This is a genomic window from Streptomyces sp. NPDC048338, from assembly GCF_043201055.1.
GTDB lineage: Bacteria > Actinomycetota > Actinomycetes > Streptomycetales > Streptomycetaceae > Streptomyces.
This window is the reverse complement of record NZ_JBICYQ010000001.1, coordinates 148,920-166,577: the sequence shown is the minus strand read 5'-3', so window position 1 is coordinate 166,577 and position 17,658 is coordinate 148,920. Positions and strand designations below refer to the sequence as shown.

15 protein-coding genes are annotated in these 17,658 nt (G+C 72.4%); 9 read left to right on the top strand and 6 right to left on the bottom strand.

The window, feature by feature from the left end; translation table 11 throughout:
- Positions 1-151: 151 nt before the first annotated feature.
- Complete coding sequence (locus ACGFZF_RS00800; protein ID WP_393550244.1) at positions 152-1,180, top strand: TerC/Alx family metal homeostasis membrane protein; 1,029 nt, start codon at positions 152-154, stop codon at positions 1,178-1,180.
- Positions 1,181-1,253: 73 nt separating this feature from the next.
- Here the strand turns inward: ACGFZF_RS00800 and ACGFZF_RS00795 are convergent, their stop codons facing one another.
- The 3 genes from ACGFZF_RS00795 to ACGFZF_RS00785 form a co-directional block, all read right to left on the bottom strand.
- Positions 1,254-2,543 carry an MFS transporter gene (locus tag ACGFZF_RS00795; protein ID WP_393550991.1) on the bottom strand — a complete coding sequence of 430 codons (1,290 nt, stop codon included), beginning with the start codon at positions 2,541-2,543 and terminating at the stop codon, positions 1,254-1,256.
- Positions 2,544-2,674: 131 nt separating this feature from the next.
- Positions 2,675-3,331 carry an MBL fold metallo-hydrolase gene (locus ACGFZF_RS00790; protein WP_393550242.1) on the bottom strand — a complete coding sequence of 219 codons (657 nt, stop codon included), beginning with the start codon at positions 3,329-3,331 and terminating at the stop codon, positions 2,675-2,677.
- A 49-nt stretch (positions 3,332-3,380) separates the two neighbouring features.
- Positions 3,381-4,082, bottom strand: coding sequence for a maleylpyruvate isomerase family mycothiol-dependent enzyme (locus ACGFZF_RS00785; protein WP_393550240.1), 702 nt, complete (start codon positions 4,080-4,082; stop codon positions 3,381-3,383).
- Positions 4,083-4,270: 188 nt separating this feature from the next.
- Between ACGFZF_RS00785 and uvrA the strand changes: the two genes are divergently transcribed.
- Positions 4,271-7,279 (top strand): excinuclease ABC subunit UvrA, encoded by a 3,009-nt coding sequence (uvrA, locus tag ACGFZF_RS00780; protein WP_393550238.1) that lies wholly within the window; start codon positions 4,271-4,273, stop codon positions 7,277-7,279.
- 85 nt (positions 7,280-7,364) lie between these two features.
- Here the strand turns inward: uvrA and ACGFZF_RS00775 are convergent, their stop codons facing one another.
- Positions 7,365-8,258, bottom strand: coding sequence for a carbohydrate kinase (locus ACGFZF_RS00775; protein ID WP_393550236.1), 894 nt, complete (start codon positions 8,256-8,258; stop codon positions 7,365-7,367).
- A 115-nt stretch (positions 8,259-8,373) separates the two neighbouring features.
- Between ACGFZF_RS00775 and ACGFZF_RS00770 the strand changes: the two genes are divergently transcribed.
- Positions 8,374-8,799 (top strand): Rieske (2Fe-2S) protein, encoded by a 426-nt coding sequence (locus ACGFZF_RS00770; RefSeq protein ID WP_393550234.1) that lies wholly within the window; start codon positions 8,374-8,376, stop codon positions 8,797-8,799.
- Between the two features lie 44 nt (positions 8,800-8,843).
- Here ACGFZF_RS00770 and ACGFZF_RS00765 read toward each other — a convergent pair whose 3' ends face one another.
- Positions 8,844-9,773, bottom strand: a complete 930-nt coding sequence (locus ACGFZF_RS00765) for a hypothetical protein (protein WP_356778788.1) — start codon at positions 9,771-9,773, stop codon at positions 8,844-8,846.
- Positions 9,774-10,017: 244 nt separating this feature from the next.
- On the opposite strand from ACGFZF_RS00765, the gene ACGFZF_RS00760 reads away from it, so the two are divergent.
- Both ACGFZF_RS00760 and ACGFZF_RS00755 read left to right on the top strand, forming a co-directional pair.
- Positions 10,018-10,608, top strand: a complete 591-nt coding sequence (locus tag ACGFZF_RS00760) for a papain-like cysteine protease family protein (RefSeq protein ID WP_393550231.1) — start codon at positions 10,018-10,020, stop codon at positions 10,606-10,608.
- Positions 10,609-10,613: 5 nt separating this feature from the next.
- The gene (locus ACGFZF_RS00755) at positions 10,614-11,393 is read left to right on the top strand and encodes a hypothetical protein (protein WP_393550990.1); all 780 of its coding nucleotides are present in this window, start codon (positions 10,614-10,616) and stop codon (positions 11,391-11,393) included.
- Positions 11,394-11,609: 216 nt separating this feature from the next.
- Here ACGFZF_RS00755 and ACGFZF_RS00750 read toward each other — a convergent pair whose 3' ends face one another.
- A complete protein-coding gene (locus ACGFZF_RS00750; protein ID WP_393550229.1) occupies positions 11,610-12,389 on the bottom strand; it encodes an SDR family NAD(P)-dependent oxidoreductase in 780 nt (259 codons plus the stop codon).
- 58 nt (positions 12,390-12,447) lie between these two features.
- Here ACGFZF_RS00750 and uvrC point away from each other — a divergent pair, with 58 nt between their 5' ends.
- From uvrC to whiA, 4 genes are read left to right on the top strand one after another with little or no spacing between them, the layout of a single operon-like run.
- Complete coding sequence (uvrC, locus tag ACGFZF_RS00745; RefSeq protein WP_393550227.1) at positions 12,448-14,541, top strand: excinuclease ABC subunit UvrC; 2,094 nt, start codon at positions 12,448-12,450, stop codon at positions 14,539-14,541.
- Complete coding sequence (gene rapZ, locus ACGFZF_RS00740) at positions 14,538-15,530, top strand: RNase adapter RapZ (protein WP_393550225.1); 993 nt, start codon at positions 14,538-14,540, stop codon at positions 15,528-15,530. The genes uvrC and rapZ overlap by 4 nt, the downstream gene beginning before the upstream one ends.
- Positions 15,527-16,549 (top strand): uridine diphosphate-N-acetylglucosamine-binding protein YvcK, encoded by a 1,023-nt coding sequence (gene yvcK / locus ACGFZF_RS00735; RefSeq protein WP_147977488.1) that lies wholly within the window; start codon positions 15,527-15,529, stop codon positions 16,547-16,549. Before rapZ ends, yvcK begins: the two co-directional genes overlap by 4 nt.
- Entirely contained in the window at positions 16,540-17,529 is a 990-nt protein-coding gene (gene whiA, locus ACGFZF_RS00730) for a DNA-binding protein WhiA (protein WP_147977487.1), read from the top strand. Before yvcK ends, whiA begins: the two co-directional genes overlap by 10 nt.
- The last annotated feature ends 129 nt before the right edge of the window (positions 17,530-17,658 follow it).

The following is a 17,658-nucleotide window of genomic DNA, read 5'->3' as shown; positions in this document are numbered from 1 at the left end:
CTCCCCAGTGCGCGGCGTTCCCGTCAATACGGACAGGCCCCCAGTGGCCCGATCCCGGGGCGTCGGCCCGGCCGGTCTCGTACCGCCCCGGGTGGAAGAGACCTCCGGCAGCGACGACGCTGATCAGTAGCCGTACGACGCCGGAGGCGCAGTGGACGTTTCAATGACCCTGTGGGTGCTGACCATTCTCGGTCTGTCCGCCCTCATCGCCATCGACTTCTTCATCGGGCGCAAGCCCCATGACGTGTCGATCAAGGAAGCCGGGATCTGGTCGATCGTCTGGATCGCGCTGGCCGTGCTCTTCGGGCTCGGCCTGCTCGTCTTCGGCGACAGCCAGGCGTCCGGCGAGTTCTTCGCCGGCTTCATCACCGAGAAGTCGCTGAGCGTCGACAACCTCTTCGTCTTCGTCCTGATCATGGCGAAGTTCGCGGTGCCCTCGCACCTCCAGCAGCGCGTGCTGCTCGTGGGCGTCCTGATCGCCCTGGTGCTGCGGGCGATCTTCATCGCCGCCGGCGCCGCGATCATCGCCAGCTTCTCCTGGGTGTTCTACATCTTCGGCGCGTTCCTGATCTTCACCGCCTGGAAGCTCATCCAGGAGGCGCGCAAGGGCGAGGACGAGGACGAGGACGAGTGGGAGGAGAACCGTCTCCTCAAGTCGATCGAGAAGCGGTTCGGCGTCGCCGACAGGTACCACGGCACGAAGCTCTTCATCCGGGTGAACGGCAAGCGGGTGCTGACCCCGCTGATGGTCGTCATGCTGGCGATCGGCACCACCGACGTCCTGTTCGCCCTCGACTCGATCCCGGCGATCTTCGGCCTGACCCAGGACCCGTACATCGTCTTCACCGCCAACGCCTTCGCCCTGATGGGCCTGCGGCAGCTGTACTTCCTGATCGGCGGCCTGCTCAAGAAGCTGGTCCACCTCAGCTACGGCCTGTCGGTGATCCTCGGCTTCATCGGCGTGAAACTGGTGCTGCACGCCTTGCACGAGTCCGGGGTGCACGTCCCCGAGATCTCCATCCCGTTCTCGCTCGCGTTCATCTTCGGTGTACTGGTCGTCACCACGATCACCAGCCTGATCGCCTCCAAGAGGCAGGCCGAGCGCGAAGCGGCGGAGTCGGCGGCCGAGGCCCCCGAGGCGGAGGCCGGCGAGACGGAGAAGGACAGCGTCGGCGCCTGACCGGCCCGACACCTGAACGCACCGCGGCCGGTGCGGGCGGCACACCACCGCCCGCACCGGCCGCGGTGCGTGGTCAGGCCGGTGCCGCCTGCGGCGCCTCGGACCGGACGGCGTCCGGCAGTGTCTCCGGCAGCAGCGCGAAGCAACCCAGGCTCACCAGCGCCACGACCGTCAGATACGCCGCCACGCCCCAGGGCGGCCCCGAGCCGCCGCCCTCCGACAGCGCCGTCGCCGCGATCGGCGTCAGGGCCCCGCCCAGCACCCCGGCCAGGTTGTAGCCGACCGCTGCGCCCGTGCAGCGCACCCTCGGCTCGTACAGTTCCGGCAGGTAGGCGGCGACCACCGCGAACATCGTGATGAACGCCAGCAGCGAGCCCAGGAACCCGAGGAACATCAGCGACGGCCGCCCGGTGTGCAGCAGCCCCACCATCGGGAACGCCCAGAGCGCCGAGGCGGCGCACCCCGCGAGGCACAGCGGCCGGCGACCGTAGCGGTCGCCGAGCATCGCCACGAACGGCGTCACCGCGCCCTTGACCGCCACCGCCGCCATGACGCAGGCCAGCATCACCGTGCGGTCGACGCCGAGGCGCTCCGTGCCGTAGGCCAGGGCCCACGTGGAGACCGTGTAGAAGACGGCGTAGCCGACGGCCAGAGCCCCGGCCGTCAGCAGCACCAGCCGCCAGTGATCCCGCGCCACCTCCGTCAGCGGGGCGCTCGCCCGGCGCCCCGCCTCGGACAGCTCCCGGAACTGCGGGGTCTCGGCCAGCGAGGAGCGCAGCAGCAGCCCGCCGGCGGCGAGCACCCCGGCGGCCCAGAACGGCACCCGCCACCCCCACGCGCGGAACTGCGCGTCGGTGAGCGCCGCCGACAGCGCCAGCATCACCCCGTTCGCCAGGAGGAAGCCGACCGCCGGCCCGATCTGCGGGAAGCTCGCCCACAGCGCACGCCGCCGCTCGGGCGCGTGCTCGGCCGTGAGCAGCACCGCCCCGCCCCACTCGCCGCCGAGCCCCAGACCCTGCAGGAAGCGCAGGACGAGCAGGAGGACCGGGGCGGTGATGCCGAGCGTCGCGTACGAGGGGACGCAGCCGACGGCGACGGTGGCGCAGCCGGTGAGCAGCAGCGACGCGAACATGACCGGCCGCCGCCCGTAGCGGTCGCCGACGTGGCCGAAGAGGACGGAGCCCAGGGGCCGGGCGAGGAAGCCCACGGCGAAGGTGCCGAAGGCGGCCAGCGTCCCGGCGAGCGGCGAGAAGGTGGGGAAGAAGAGCGGCCCGAGGACGAGGGCGGCGGCGGTCCCGTAGACGAAGAAGTCGAAGAACTCGATGGCCGTGCCGGCGAGGGACGCGGCGGCGAGCCGCCCCATGGCGGGGGCCGGCGGCGGGGTCGGGGGCTGACTGTGACGCATGCCGCGCCAACCGTCCGATCCGGTCCGCCGTTACGGGGGCGTGCGCGAGCGCACGGCCCGCGGCCGTGCGCCGTCCGTCCCCGCCTGGATCACCAGCCGCGTGCGCGCCAGTCGGCGAGGTGCGGACGCTCGTCGCCGAGGGTGGTGTCCTTGCCGTGCCCGGGGTAGATCCAGGTCTCGTCGGGCAGGACGTCGAAGAGCTTCGTCTCCACGTCGTGGATCAGGCTGGCGAAGGCCTCGGGGTCCTTCCAGGTGTTGCCCACCCCGCCCGGGAAGAGGCAGTCGCCCGTGAAGACGTGCGGGTGCCCGTGCGGGTCGTCGAAGACGAGGGCGATCGAGCCGGGCGTGTGCCCGACGAGCCGGCGTGCGGTCAGCTCGACCCGGCCGACCGTGATCGTGTCGCCGTCCTCGACCGGCACGTCGGTCGGGACGGGGATGCCCTCGGCGTCGTACGCCCCGGCGTACGACCGCGCCCCGGTCGCGGCGACCACCTCGGCGAGCGCCTGCCAGTGGTCGCCGTGCCGGTGGGTGGTGACGACGGACGCGATGCCGTCGTCACCGATCAGCGTGAGGAGCGTGCCGGCCTCGTTCGCCGCGTCGATCAAGAGCTGCTCGCCGGTCGCCCGGCAGCGCAGCAGATACGCGTTGTTGTCCATCGGGCCGACCGCGACCTTGGAGATCATCAGGTCCGTCAGCTCGTGCACATCGGCCGGTCCGCCGACCTTCACCACTCCGCTGTAGGTCATGGGCTCAGCCTATCGCCGGGCGCCGACGGGCGTGGCCCAACAGCGGGGGCTACAGCGGCGGGAGCTCCGGGAGGTCGTCGCCCTCGAGGAGGACGAGGTGGGCGCCCTTGTCGCCGCGGCCGGAGAGCCAGCCGAGCAGCTCGGCGCGGGTGCCGCCCAGGACGACGGGGTCGCCCTTGTCGCCGCCGGTGTGCCAGGAGGGGCTGTTCTCCTCGTACCCGAGGCGGAGCGTCACCGGCGGGACCTCCGGGCGTCCCGACCAGCGGTCGGCCAGGAACTCGATCTCCCGCAGGACGAACTCCTCGGGCAGGTCCGCCAGCTCGTAGCCGACGCCCAGGTCGACGTGGTGGAGCGCGACCTCCACCCAGCGGCGGAAGGGGACGCGGGACGCCCGGTCCGTGACGCCGTTGCGGAGCTCCACGACGCGGTCCCAGTCGGCGGGCTCCCGGCCCACGGCCTGGAAGCGCTCGCCGCTCTCGCGCACGTCGGCGAGCTGGACGTCGAGGGGGCGGGAGGCGTCCCGCTCGATGTCACGGTCGCGGGTGGCGGCGTCCGCGTACATCGGACGCCCTTCGAGGACGTTCACCAGCGCGTCGGCGTTGCGGGCGATGTGGGCCAGCAGATGTCCACGGCTCCAGCCCGGAAGCCGTGACGCCTCGGCCAGCGTCGCGTTGTCCCAGGAGGCGGCCGCGTCGAGGAGTCGCTCGGTCGCTTCACGTACAGAGGCCAGGTCACGCACATGATCGATCATGGCGCCGACCCTAGCGCCACCACTCGTTCGGGTGAAGCAAGGGGAGCGAGGCCGTAAATCGAATGTGCGTGCTATAGGCTCGACGGAAGCATCCGGCATCCTTGGTTGTTGGGTAATGCGACACATCCAGGCATATCTGCGACCCGCACTCCTGTGCCTCCGCTCTCTCAAGAAAGGTGCGGACCGGCGTGGCCGACCGTCTCATCGTTCGTGGCGCTCGCGAGCACAACCTCAAGAACGTCTCGCTCGACCTCCCGCGTGACTCGCTCATCGTCTTCACCGGGCTGTCCGGGTCGGGCAAGTCCTCCCTCGCGTTCGACACGATCTTCGCCGAGGGCCAGCGCCGGTACGTCGAGTCGCTCTCGTCGTACGCCCGGCAGTTCCTCGGCCAGATGGACAAGCCGGACGTCGACTTCATCGAAGGTCTCTCGCCCGCCGTCTCCATCGACCAGAAGTCGACCTCGCGCAACCCGCGTTCGACGGTCGGCACCATCACGGAGGTCTACGACTACCTCCGCCTGCTCTTCGCCCGCATCGGCAAGCCGCACTGTCCCGAGTGCCGCCGGCCGATCTCGCGGCAGTCGCCGCAGGCCATCGTCGACAAGGTGCTGGAACTGCCCGAGGGCAGCCGCTTCCAGGTCCTCTCGCCGCTGGTGCGTGAGCGCAAGGGCGAGTTCGTCGACCTCTTCGCCGACCTCCAGACCAAGGGCTACAGCCGTGCCCGGGTCGACGGTGAGACGATCCAGCTGAGCGAACCGCCCACGCTGAAGAAGCAGGAGAAGCACACGATCGAGGTGGTCGTCGACCGTCTCACCGTGAAGGACAGCGCGAAGCGCCGGCTCACCGACTCCGTCGAGACCGCGCTCGGCCTCTCCGGCGGCATGGTCGTGCTCGACTTCGTCGACCTCGCCGAGGACGACCCCGAGCGCGAGCGGATGTACTCGGAGCACCTGTACTGCCCGTACGACGACCTGTCCTTCGAGGAGCTGGAGCCGCGGTCCTTCTCCTTCAACTCGCCCTTCGGCGCCTGCCCGGACTGCACCGGCATCGGCACCCGCATGGAGGTCGACCCCGAGCTGATCGTCCCGGACGAGGACAAGTCCCTCGACGAGGGCGCCATCCACCCCTGGTCGCACGGCCACACCAAGGAGTACTTCGGCCGGCTCATCGGCGGACTCTCCCAGGCGCTCGGCTTCCGCACCGACCTGCCGTACGCCGCCCTTCCGCAGCGGGCCAAGAAGGCCCTCATGCACGGCCACAAGACCCAGGTCGAGGTCCGCTACCGCAACCGCTACGGCCGCGAGCGGGCCTACACCACGCCGGCCTTCGAGGGCGCGGTGTCCTTCGTGAAGCGGCGGCACAGCGAGGCCGAGAGCGACTCCAGCCGCGAGCGCTTCGAGGGCTACATGCGCGAGGTGCCCTGCCCCACCTGCCAGGGCACCCGGCTCAAGCCGATCGTCCTCGCGGTGACGGTGATGGAGCGTTCCATCGCCGAGGTCGCCGCGATGTCGATCAGCGAGTGCGCCGACTTCCTCGGCCGGCTGAAGCTCAACGCCCGGGACAAGAAGATCGCCGAGCGGGTCCTGAAGGAGGTCAACGAGCGGCTGCGCTTCCTCGTCGACGTCGGCCTGGACTACCTCTCGCTCAACCGCGCGGCCGGCACGCTGTCCGGCGGCGAGGCCCAGCGCATCCGGCTCGCGACCCAGATCGGCTCCGGCCTGGTCGGCGTGCTCTACGTGCTCGACGAGCCGTCCATCGGCCTGCACCAGCGCGACAACCACCGGCTCATCGAGACGCTGGTCCGGCTGCGCGACATGGGCAACACGCTCATCGTCGTCGAGCACGACGAGGACACCATCAAGGTCGCCGACTGGGTCGTCGACATCGGCCCCGGCGCCGGCGAGCACGGCGGCAAGGTCGTCCACTCCGGACCCCTGGCCGAACTCCTCGCCAACGACGAGTCGATGACCGGGCAGTACCTCTCCGGCCGCCGGGCCATCGGGACGCCGGACATCCGCCGCCCCGTGGACCCCTCGCGCCGGCTCACCGTGCACGGCGCCCGCGAGAACAACCTGCGGGACATCGACGTCTCCTTCCCGCTGGGCGTGCTGACCGCCGTCACCGGAGTCTCCGGCTCCGGCAAGTCGACCCTGGTCAACGACATCCTCTACACCCACCTGGCGCGCGAGCTGAACGGCGCCAAGTCGGTGCCCGGGCGGCACACCCGCGTGGACGGCGACGACCTCGTCGACAAGGTCGTCCACGTCGACCAGTCGCCCATCGGCCGCACCCCGCGGTCCAACCCGGCGACGTACACCGGCGTCTTCGACCACGTGCGCAAGCTCTTCGCCGAGACGATGGAGGCCAAGGTCCGCGGCTACCTGCCGGGCCGGTTCTCCTTCAACGTCAAGGGCGGCCGCTGCGAGAACTGCTCCGGCGATGGCACGATCAAGATCGAGATGAACTTCCTGCCGGACGTCTACGTCCCGTGCGAGGTCTGCCACGGAGACCGGTACAACCGGGAGACCCTGGAGGTCCACTACAAGGGCAAGTCCATCGCCGAGGTCCTCGACATGCCGATCGAGGAGGCCCTGGACTTCTTCGAGGCCGTCCCGACCATCGCCCGCCACCTGCGCACGCTCAACGAGGTGGGGCTCGGATACGTCCGTCTCGGGCAGTCCGCGCCGACGCTCTCCGGCGGCGAGGCGCAGCGCGTGAAGCTCGCCTCCGAGCTCCAGAAGCGGTCGACGGGTCGCACGGTCTACGTCCTGGACGAGCCGACCACCGGTCTGCACTTCGAGGACATCTCCAAGCTGATCAAGGTCCTGTCCGGGCTGGTCGACAAGGGCAACTCGGTGATCGTCATCGAGCACAACCTCGATGTCATCAAGACCGCGGACTGGGTCGTCGACATGGGCCCCGAGGGCGGCAGCGGCGGCGGTCTGGTGATCGCCGAGGGCACCCCGGAGGAGGTCGCGTCCGTGCCGACGAGCCACACCGGCAAGTTCCTCCGCGAGATCCTCGGCGCGGACCGCGTCAGCGACGCCACGGTCCCGGCCGCGCGCGGCGCGTCCAGGGCGGCGAAGAAGGCGCCCGCCAAGAAGGCGACCGCACGCAAGACGGCGACCGGGGCCGCCGCGCCGGCGAAGAAGGCCGCCGCCAAGAAGACGGCCACGAGCCGGGCACGCAAGGCCTGACCGAAGGCCCGGTGGACCGGGTGACCGGGCGGACGGCGGCTTCCCTCGTGCGGGGGAGGCCGCCGTCCGTGCGTTCCGTGGTCCGTCAGAGCGGGGCCAGCTCGTCCGGGTACGGGGGTTCCGCGCCCGCCCGCGAGCAGGTCACGGCCGCCGCCCCCGCCGCGTACGTCAGGAGCTCGCGCCAGTCCTCGACGCCCAGGGACTCCACGGAGCGGTCCGCCAGGCCGTGCAGCAGCGCCGCGTTCACCGTGTCGCCCGCGCCGATGGTGTCGACGACCTCCACACCGACAGCAGGGACGGAGACCTCGCCGGCCGCCGTGAACGCCGTCAGACCTGCCGCGCCCCGGGTCAGGACCACGGCGGACGGCCCGCGCCCCCGCCAACCGGCCGGCGAGCCGCCCAGCCAGGCGGCGTCCTCCTCGGAGAGCTTCAGCAGCGTGACGTACGGCAGCCAGGCCGCGAAACGCTCGCGATAGGCATCCGGGTCGGCGATGAGCCCCGGCCGGATGTTCGGATCGAGCAGCACTGTCGCGCCGCCCTCCGACGCGCGCCGCAGCAGCGCCTCGTACGCGCTCGCCCCCGGCTCCAGGACCAGCGAGCAGGTGCCGAAGGCCAGGGCGCGCACGCCGTCCGGAAGACGCTCCGGCAGGGCGAAGAGACGGTCCGCCGTCCCCTCGACGTAGAAGCCGTACCGCGCCGAACCGTCCGGCGCGACGGAGGCCACGGCCAGCGTCGTCGGCTCCGGTCCCCGCTGGACCAGCCCCTCGGCGACTCCCGCCGCCCGCAGCCCGCCGAGCAGCGCCTCCCCGAAGGCGTCCGTGGAGACCCGGGAGCAGAAGGCGACGTCCGAGCCGAGCCGCCCCAGCGCCACGGCCGTGTTGTACGGGCCGCCCCCGGGTCTCGGCACCAAGGGGGACAAGGGGCCGGGCGCCCCGTCCGGAACCAGGTCGATCAGGGCCTCACCGGCGACGACGATCACGCCGTGAACGTAACCCATGTCCCACCGGCCACGACAGCCCCGCGGAGGGTCGGCCGAACCGCGCCGGTATCGTCGGTTCCGTCACCCCCTGCCCCGATCCCACCGTGGAGCGCTCATGTCCGGCCAGTCCAGCCGCCGCACCGTACTGAAGGGTGCCGCGCTCGCCGGTGCCGCCGGGCTGGGAGTCGCCGCCTGCTCCACCGAGTCGAAGCTGGGCCACGCCCAGGTCCCGACCCCGACCGCACCGGTCACCCTCGGCGCGCCCGACGAGGTGCCGGTCGGCGGCGCCAAGCTCTACCGCGAGCAGCGGGTCCTGGTGAGCTGCCCGGCGAAGGGGCAGTACAAGGCGTTCAGCGCCCAGTGCACCCACGCGGGCTGCGTCCTCGACAAGATCGAGGACAACCAGGGCAACTGCCCCTGCCACGGCAGCCGCTTCGACGTCACCACCGGCAAGGCGATCCAGGGCCCGGCGACCGTCCCGCTGCCCGCGGTCCCGGTCCGCGTCGAGGACGGCAAGCTGGTCGCCGGCCCGGAGGCCTAGGGGCGTCTTGCGGATCTTGCCGGCCTGATCGACAGGACACCCCCCTAGACCCAGTCCCAGTCGATCCCCAGGATCCCCGGCCGTACCCCCTGCTCCACGAGATGCACGGTGCGGTGCCGCCCGCTCAGCGTCAGCTCGGCGCGGCCTGTGCGCGGCGCCCCTGCGGAGGCCTGGGAGAAGCGGCGGCACCGCACCGGCAGGGCCGCCTCGTCGAAGCGGACCTGGAGGGCGTACTGCCCGCCCGCGTAGCGGAAGCCGCGCACGTACTCCCCGCTCGGGCCGGCCGTGCCGTCCTCGAAGCCGTAGCCGAAGAGATACGTCTCGCCGGCCCGCAGCCGCGCGTCGAAGAGCAGCTCCGCGATCAGCACGCCGGTGTCCGCGTGCCAGCGCACCCGCCCGGGCCGGCAGTTCTCCGCCGCCCGCACCTCCACCCGGGACGGGTCGCACCCCGGATCCCCGTGGTGGATGGCCAGATAGCGGTCGACCCCGTCCCGGTGCGCCCGCACCACGTGCTGCGAGTCCCGCCCTACCAGCTCCCGCCCCGCCCCGATCCGTACGCGTTCGTGGTGCCCCACCGTGTGCAGGCCGCCGTCCACCGGCGACTCCAGCTCCGCGAACAGCTCCTCGACCACGCCCGAGGCCTCCACCAGGGAGCGGTACGGGCGACTCGCGGGCCGGTCCACCTCGCCGCGGCCGCCTGCGTCCTCGTTCAGCAGCCGGATCAGCGAGTTCACCGGCAGCTGGAGCACCTCCTCCAGGGCGCGGACGGCCTTCATCGACTCCGGCCGCTGGGGCCGCCGGGCGCCCTGCTGCCAGTAACTGAGGCTGGTCACGCCGACCTTGACGCCCCGGTGCGCGAGGTGGTGCTGCACCCGCTGGAGCGGCAGGCCGCGCACCGCGAAGGCCGTGCGCAGCGCCAGGTGGAACGGCCCGGTGTGCAGCAACTGCACCAGATCGGCCTCGGTGTGCCCCACGGGGACTCCTCAGTGAACGTTCACGCGCCAAGGGCGGGCCACCGCACCGCCGATGACGGGGCCGCTGGTGGCATGCGGGCACGCGTTCACACACGAGTCACACCGTTCACAGGCCGCCGTCACCCCGCATTGAAGCGTGTTGACCCGTTTCCGACAACGCTCGATGCTCCTCAGCAGCGTCCGGACGCGCTCCTCCACCCCCCACACCCCCACATCCCCACCCCCCCGCCTCGGGAGGAACGCGATGCGCAGCAGAAATCCGTCCCTCGCGGCACTCGCCGCCGCCGCCCTCTTCTTCCTCGTCCCCACCACCCCGGCCGCCGCCGCCCCGGCGAGCGGCGACGCGTCCGCCCTCGCCTCCAAGCGCCTGAACATCACCATGCAGGCCCAGCAGAAGACGAACTGGTGCTGGGCCGCCGCAGGCAACACCATCGCCACCTGGTTCGGCCGCACCTACACCCAGAACCAGTTCTGCAACGCCGCCTTCAACCGCCGGCAGGGATACGACTGCCCCAACAACCAGGCCACGCTCGGGAACGTGCAGACCGGTCTGAGCTGGGCCGGCATCAACCCGGGCTCGTACGTCAACGGCTGGCTGCGCTACTCGACCGTGCAGAGCGAGATCAACGCCGACCGCCCGATCGAGACCCGGATCCAGTGGTCGAGCGGCGGTGGCCACATGCACGTGGTCCACGGCTACGACGACGCCTCCGGCTGGGTCTACTGGGGCGATCCCTGGCCCTCCAGCGACCGCTACAACTGGGCCTCGCACGCCTGGTACGTGAACAACGGCTCCTTCTCCTGGACCCACTCGCTCTACCGGATAGGGGCGTGACGACGATGACGTACGGACGTGCCGCGGCGGCCGGGCTGCTGTCCGCCGCCTGCCTCGTCGCCCTGGGAGCGGTGCCGGCCGCCGCCGAGCCGGGCGTCCCGGTCCCACCGGCCGCCGGCCCCGACCAGGCCGCCTCCGCCCCGGCGACCCTGGACACGCTCTCCCGGTTCTTCGCCCGGGACGGAGCCCGGGCCCGCTCGGCCGTCCCGCCGCGGATCGAGGGCGCGGCGGTGCCGGTGCGCGTGCTCTCCCCGGACTTCGTCACGGGGAAGGCGGGCGCCCCGGTGGCCCGGGTCGAGTTCCACGCCAGCAAGGCGGTGGCCTCGGACGGCCGGACGGCCTCGCTGTGGACCGTGCGGGGGCCGGACGGCTCCTGGCGGGTGGTGAACATCGCCACCGGGGACGACGAGACCCGCTACACCGCCCAGGGGGCGCGGGCCCTGCCCGGCGGGATCGTCTTCCGGGAACCGCAGATCGACGCCTGGTACGTCCAGAAGGGAGCGAAGGTGCTGCCCCTCGACGAGGACGCCCTGCGGGCGGTCGGCCGGAACGGCACGAGCCTGGCCGCCTACCGGGCCCGGGTCGCGGCGGCCTACGGCGACAAGCTGCCCGGCTCGGCCTACGCGGGGAAGGGCGCGGCCGGCGGCTACGGCACCCCCTCCCCGGCCCCCGCCGAGGAGCCGCTGCTCACGACGGCCTCCGCTACGGCGGGCGCGGGCGCGGTCCTGGCGCTGTCCCTGACGGCGGCGGCCGCCCGTCGCCGCCGCCGGGAGACCGCCGGCTGACCGCGCCGGCCCCGCGCGGCGGTCCCGAAGCCGCCGGGACAGCCGCGCGGAGCCCCGCCCCCGGGACGACCCCGGTCGTCCCGGGGCCCGGTTTCCCGGCCCCCCTCCCGGCGGTCCCGGCCGGGACGGGGACCGGGAACACGACTCTGCCGGACGCGCCGGCTCCGGCGGAGTCGTGCCCTCCGCGTGTGCCGGTCCCCAGTCCCCGCGGGGCCGTCACCGGGCCAGGTAGCCGCCGTCCACCGGCAGGACCGCGCCCGTGACGAACGAGGCCTCGGGCGAGGCGAGGAAGAGGATCGCCGCCGCCACCTCCTCCGGCTCGCCGAGCCGGGCCATCGGGTGCATGCGCAGGACCTCATCCAGATACGCGGCGCCGCCCGGCTCGTCCCGTACCGCCGCGACCCGCTCCGTCGCGATCGTGCCCGGCGCCACCGCGTTCACCCGGATCCCCCGCGACGCCCATTCCACCGCCAGGTGCTTGGTCAGACCGCTGGCCACGAACTTCGCCGGGCCGTAGACCGCCTGCCGCGCCTGCCCCGCCTCGCCCGAGACCGACGACGTGCACACGATCGCCCCGCCCCCCTGCGCGGCCATCGCGTCGATCGCGTACTTGCAGGTGAGGAACATGCCCCTGCCGTCGACCGCCATCACCCGGTCCCAGTCGTCCGCGGTCGCCTCCATGACGTCCATCAGCGGGATCACCCCGGCGTTCGCCACCAGGACGTCGATCCGCCCGAAGCGCTCCACGGCCGTGGAGATCATCCGCCGCGCGTCCTCGTCCCGCGAGACGTCCCCGGTCACCGTCACCAGGCCGTCCGGCCCGCCCGCCGCGGCCTCCTCGCCGAGGTCCGCCAGCCGTTCCGCGTCCACGTCCGCGGCGACGACCCGTGCCCCCTCCCGGAGGAACCGCAGCGCCGTCGCGCGCCCGATCCCGCTCGCCGCGCCCGTGATCACACACACCTGCTCCGCCAGCCGTCCCGGCATCCTGTCCGTCATGCTCGGCCAACGAGCGTGCCCGCCCTGAGTGTCGGTTCCCGCCAGTAGGGTGGGGAGCATGGCCGACCCCTCCAGCTACCGCCCCAAGCCGGGACAGATCCCCGACTCGCCGGGGGTCTACAAATTCCGCGACGAGCACCGCCGGGTGATCTACGTCGGGAAGGCGAAGTCCCTGCGGCAGCGGCTGGCCAACTACTTCCAGCCGCTCGCGAGCCTGCACCCGCGCACGGCCACCATGGTGACCACCGCCGCCTCGGTGGAGTGGACGGTCGTCTCGACCGAGGTCGAGGCGCTGCAGCTGGAGTACTCCTGGATCAAGGAGTTCGACCCGCGGTTCAACGTCAAGTACCGGGACGACAAGAGCTACCCGTACCTCGCGGTGACCCTGAACGAGGAGTTCCCGCGGGTCCAGGTCATGCGGGGCCACAAGAAGAAGGGCGTGCGCTACTTCGGGCCGTACGCGCACGCCTGGGCGATCCGCGAGACCGTCGACCTGATGCTCCGCGTCTTCCCCGTCCGCACCTGCTCCGCCGGCGTCTTCCGCAACGCCGCCTCCGCCGGCCGGCCCTGCCTCCTCGGCTACATCGGCAAGTGCTCCGCCCCCTGCGTCGGCCGCACGACGCCCGAGGAGCACCGCGAACTGGCCGAGGAGTTCTGCGACTTCATGGCCGGCCGCACGGGCACCTACATCCGCCGTCTGGAGAAGCAGATGATGGCGGCCGCCGAGGAGATGGAGTACGAGCGGGCGGGGCGCCTGCGGGACGACATAGGGGCCCTGCGCCGGGCGATGGAGAAGAACGCGGTCGTCCTCGCCGACGCCACCGACGCCGACCTGATCGCGCTCGCCGAGGACGAGCTGGAGGCCGCCGTCCAGATCTTCCACGTACGCGGCGGACGCGTGCGCGGACAGCGCGGCTGGGTCACCGACAAGGTCGAGGCCGTGTCCACCGCCGGACTCGTCGAGCACGCCCTCCAGCAGCTGTACGGGGAGGAGAGCGGCGACGCGGTCCCCAAGGAGGTCCTCGTCCCGACCCTGCCCGAGGACGCGGAGGCCGTCACCCTGTGGCTCGCCGGCCGCAGGGGGTCCGGGGTCTCGCTGCGCGTCCCGCAGCGCGGCGACAAGAAGGACCTCATGGAGACCGTCGCGCGCAACGCCCAGCAGGCCCTCGTGCTGCACAAGACCAAGCGGGCCAGCGACCTCACCACCCGCTCGCGGGCCCTGGAGGAGATCGCCGAGGCGCTGGACCTGGACTCGGCGCCGTTGCGGATCGAGTGCTTCGACATCTCGCACCTCCAGGGCGACGACGTCGTGGCCTCCATGGTCGTCTTCGAGGACGGGCTGCCCCGCAAGAGCGAGTACCGCCGCTTCCAGATCAAGGGCTTCGAGGGGCAGGACGACGTCCGCTCGATGCACGAGGTGATCAGCCGCCGCTTCAAGCGCTACCTCGCCGAGAAGGAGAGGACGGGGGAGTGGGGACCCGAGGGGGTCACCGAGGACGAGAGCGCCGCTCCCGGCGGTTCGGACGCCACGGTCCCGGCCGGGGCCGGCGAGGCCACGGCCGACGGCGGACCGCGCCGGACGAACGGCGCCGACCTCGGCGCCACGGGCGAGGTCCCCGCCGACGACGGCCGCCCCAAGCGCTTCGCCTACCCGCCCCAGCTCGTCGTCGTCGACGGCGGGCAGCCCCAGGTCGCGGCGGCCCGGCGCGCCCTCGACGAGCTCGGCATCGACGACATCGCCGTCTGCGGGCTCGCCAAGCGCCTGGAGGAGGTCTGGCTGCCGGGCGACGACGACCCCGTCGTCCTGCCCCGCTCCAGCGAGGGCCTGTACCTCCTTCAGCGGGTACGTGACACGGCTCACGACTTCGCCATCCGCTACCAGCGCTCGAAGCGGAACAAGCGCGTCAGGACCAGCCCCCTGGACGCCGTCCCCGGCCTCGGAGACACCCGGAAACAGGCGTTGATCAAGCATTTCGGCTCGGTGAAGCGGCTGCGACAGGCGACAATCGAGCAGATCTGCGAGGTCCCCGGCATGGGCCGCAAGACGGCCGAGGCCGTGGCGGTGGCCCTCGCGCAGGCGGCCCCGGCCGCACCTGCCGTGAATACGGCAACAGGAGAGATCATTGAAGACGACGGGGGCACGACCGCATGACCACGCACGACCGGCACGATGAGCACGACACGCACGACACGCACGACGAGCACGACACGCACGACCGAGAAGACGGAGCAGGACACGTGAGTACGAGCACGAAGGAGGCCGGCGAGACCGCCGACGCGGCCATCCCCGAGCTGGTCATCATCTCCGGCATGTCCGGCGCCGGCCGGTCCACCGCGGCCAAGTGCCTGGAGGACCTCGGCTGGTTCGTCGTCGACAACCTGCCGCCCGCGCTGATCCCCACCATGGTGGAGCTCGGCGCACGCTCCCAGGGCAACGTCGCCCGGATCGCCGTCGTCGTGGACGTCCGCGGCCGGCAGTTCTTCGACGCCCTGCGGGAGTCCCTCGCCGCCCTCGACGCCCAGCAGGTCACCCGCCGGATCGTCTTCCTGGAGTCCTCCGACGAGGCCCTGGTCCGGCGCTTCGAGTCGGTCCGCAGGCCCCACCCCCTCCAGGGCGACGGCCGGATCACCGACGGCATCGCCGCCGAGCGGGACCTGCTGCGCGAGCTGCGCGGTGACGCCGACCTGGTCATCGACACCTCCAGCCTCAACGTCCACGAGCTGCGCGCCAAGATGGACGCCCAGTTCGCCGGCGACGAGGAGCCGGAGCTGCGGGCCACGGTCATGTCGTTCGGATTCAAGTACGGGCTGCCCGTCGACGCCGACCTCGTCGTCGACATGCGCTTCCTCCCCAACCCGCACTGGGTCCCCGAGCTGCGTCCCTTCACCGGCCTCAACGAGGAGGTGTCGGCCTACGTCTTCAACCAGCCGGGCGCCAAGGAGTTCCTCGACCGCTACACCGAGCTCCTCCAGCTGATCGCCGCCGGCTACCGCCGCGAGGGCAAGCGGTACGTGACGATCGCCGTCGGCTGCACGGGCGGCAAGCACCGCTCCGTCGCCACGTCCGAGAAGCTCGCCGCCCGCCTTGCCGCGGAAGGGGTCGAGACCGTCGTCGTCCACCGGGACATGGGGCGCGAGTGAAGCCCTACCGCCGGCGTACGTCCACCCTTTCGGTGCGTACGCTCCGCAGGCGCGGCGCCCAGCCCAAGGTCGTCGCCCTCGGCGGGGGCATGGGCCTGTCGGCCTCCCTCGCCGCCCTGCGCCGGATCACCGGTGACCTCACCGCCGTGGTCACCGTCGCCGACGACGGCGGCTCCAGCGGCCGGCTCCGCGAGGAGCTGGGCGTGCTGCCGCCCGGCGACCTGCGCAAGGCGCTCGCGGCGCTGTGCGGCGACGACGACTGGGGCCAGACCTGGGCCCGGGTCATCCAGCACCGCTTCCAGTCCAAGGGCGACCTGCACGAGCACGCGGTCGGCAACCTGCTGATCGTCGCCCTGTGGGAGCAGCTGGGCGACCACGTCCAGGCCCTGGACCTGGTCGGCAAGCTGCTGGGCGCGCACGGCCGGGTGCTCCCCATGTCCGCCGTCCCGCTGGAGCTCCAGGCACTGGTCAGGGGGCACGATCCGGCGCGCCCGGACGACGTGGACACGGTGCGCGGCCAGGCGACCGTGGCGCTCACGCCCGGCGAGGTGCAGTCGGTCCACCTCGTCCCGAACGACCCGCCCGCCGTGCCAGAGGCGGTCGCCGCGGTCCTCGACGCGGACTGGGTGGTCCTGGGGCCGGGCTCCTGGTTCTCCTCGGTGATTCCGCACCTGCTCGTCCCCGAACTGCTCGACGCCCTGACGGAGACCAAGGCCCGCCGGGTGCTCTCGCTCAACCTCGCGCCGCAGCCGGGAGAAACCGAGGGGTTCTCTCCGCAGCGTCATTTGGAGGTTTTGGGACGACACGCCCCTAAACTCGCGTTGGACGTGGTGCTGGCCGACGAGGCCGCCGTGCCCGACCGCGAATCCCTCGCCGACGCCGCCAAGCGGTTCGGCGCCGCGGTCGAGCTGGCGCCGGTCGCCCGCGCCGACGGGCTCCCGAAGCACGATCCGGAGCTGTTGGCCGCCGCGTACGACCGTATTTTTCGGATGCATGGAAGGATCGGCCCATGGCGATGACGGCAGCGGTGAAGGACGAGATCTCCCGGCTTCCCGTCACCCGGACCTGCTGCAGGAAGGCAGAGGTCTCGTCGATCCTGCGGTTCGCGGGCGGGCTGCACCTGGTGAGCGGCCGGATCGTGATCGAGGCGGAGCTGGACACCGCGATGGCGGCCCGGCGCCTCAAGCGCGACATCCTGGAGATCTTCGGGCACAGCTCGGAGCTGATCGTGATGGCCCCCGGCGGGCTGCGGCGCGGCTCCCGGTTCGTCGTCCGCGTGGTGGCGGGCGGCGACCAGCTGGCCCGGCAGACCGGTCTCGTCGACGGCCGCGGCCGGCCGATCCGGGGGCTGCCCCCGCAGGTCGTCTCCGGTGCCACCTGCGACGCCGAGGCGGCGTGGCGCGGTGCCTTCCTCGCCCACGGCTCGCTGACGGAGCCGGGACGCTCGTCCTCCCTGGAGGTCACCTGCCCCGGTCCGGAGGCCGCGCTCGCCCTGGTCGGCGCCGCGCGCCGGCTGAGCATCGCCGCGAAGGCCCGTGAGGTGCGCGGTGTGGACCGGGTCGTCGTCCGGGACGGGGACGCGATCGGCGCCCTGCTGACCCGGCTCGGCGCCCACGAGTCGGTGCTGGCCTGGGAGGAGCGGCGGATGCGCCGCGAGGTACGCGCCACCGCCAACCGCCTGGCCAACTTCGACGACGCCAACCTGCGCCGCTCGGCCCGCGCGGCCGTCGCCGCCGGGGCGCGGGTGCAGCGCGCGCTGGAGATCCTGGCGGACGAGGTGCCCGAGCACCTCGCCGCCGCGGGCCGGCTGCGGATGGAGCACAAGCAGGCATCCCTGGAGGAGCTGGGCGCGCTCGCCGACCCGCCGCTGACGAAGGACGCGGTCGCGGGCCGGATCCGCCGCCTGCTCGCCATGGCCGACAAGCGGGCCCAGGACCTGGGCATCCCCGGGACCGAGTCCAACCTCAGCGAGGAGCTCGACGACAGCCTCGTCGGCTAGGTCCGTCCCGCCCCTTCGGGCCGTCCGCCCCTCCGTCCCGCCCCTCCGGGCCGCCCGCCCGTGCCTGTCCGACCCTTCGGGCCGGGACATCGGACAACTCGCCGCTGCCGGTGCCTTTCTGAGGTACCG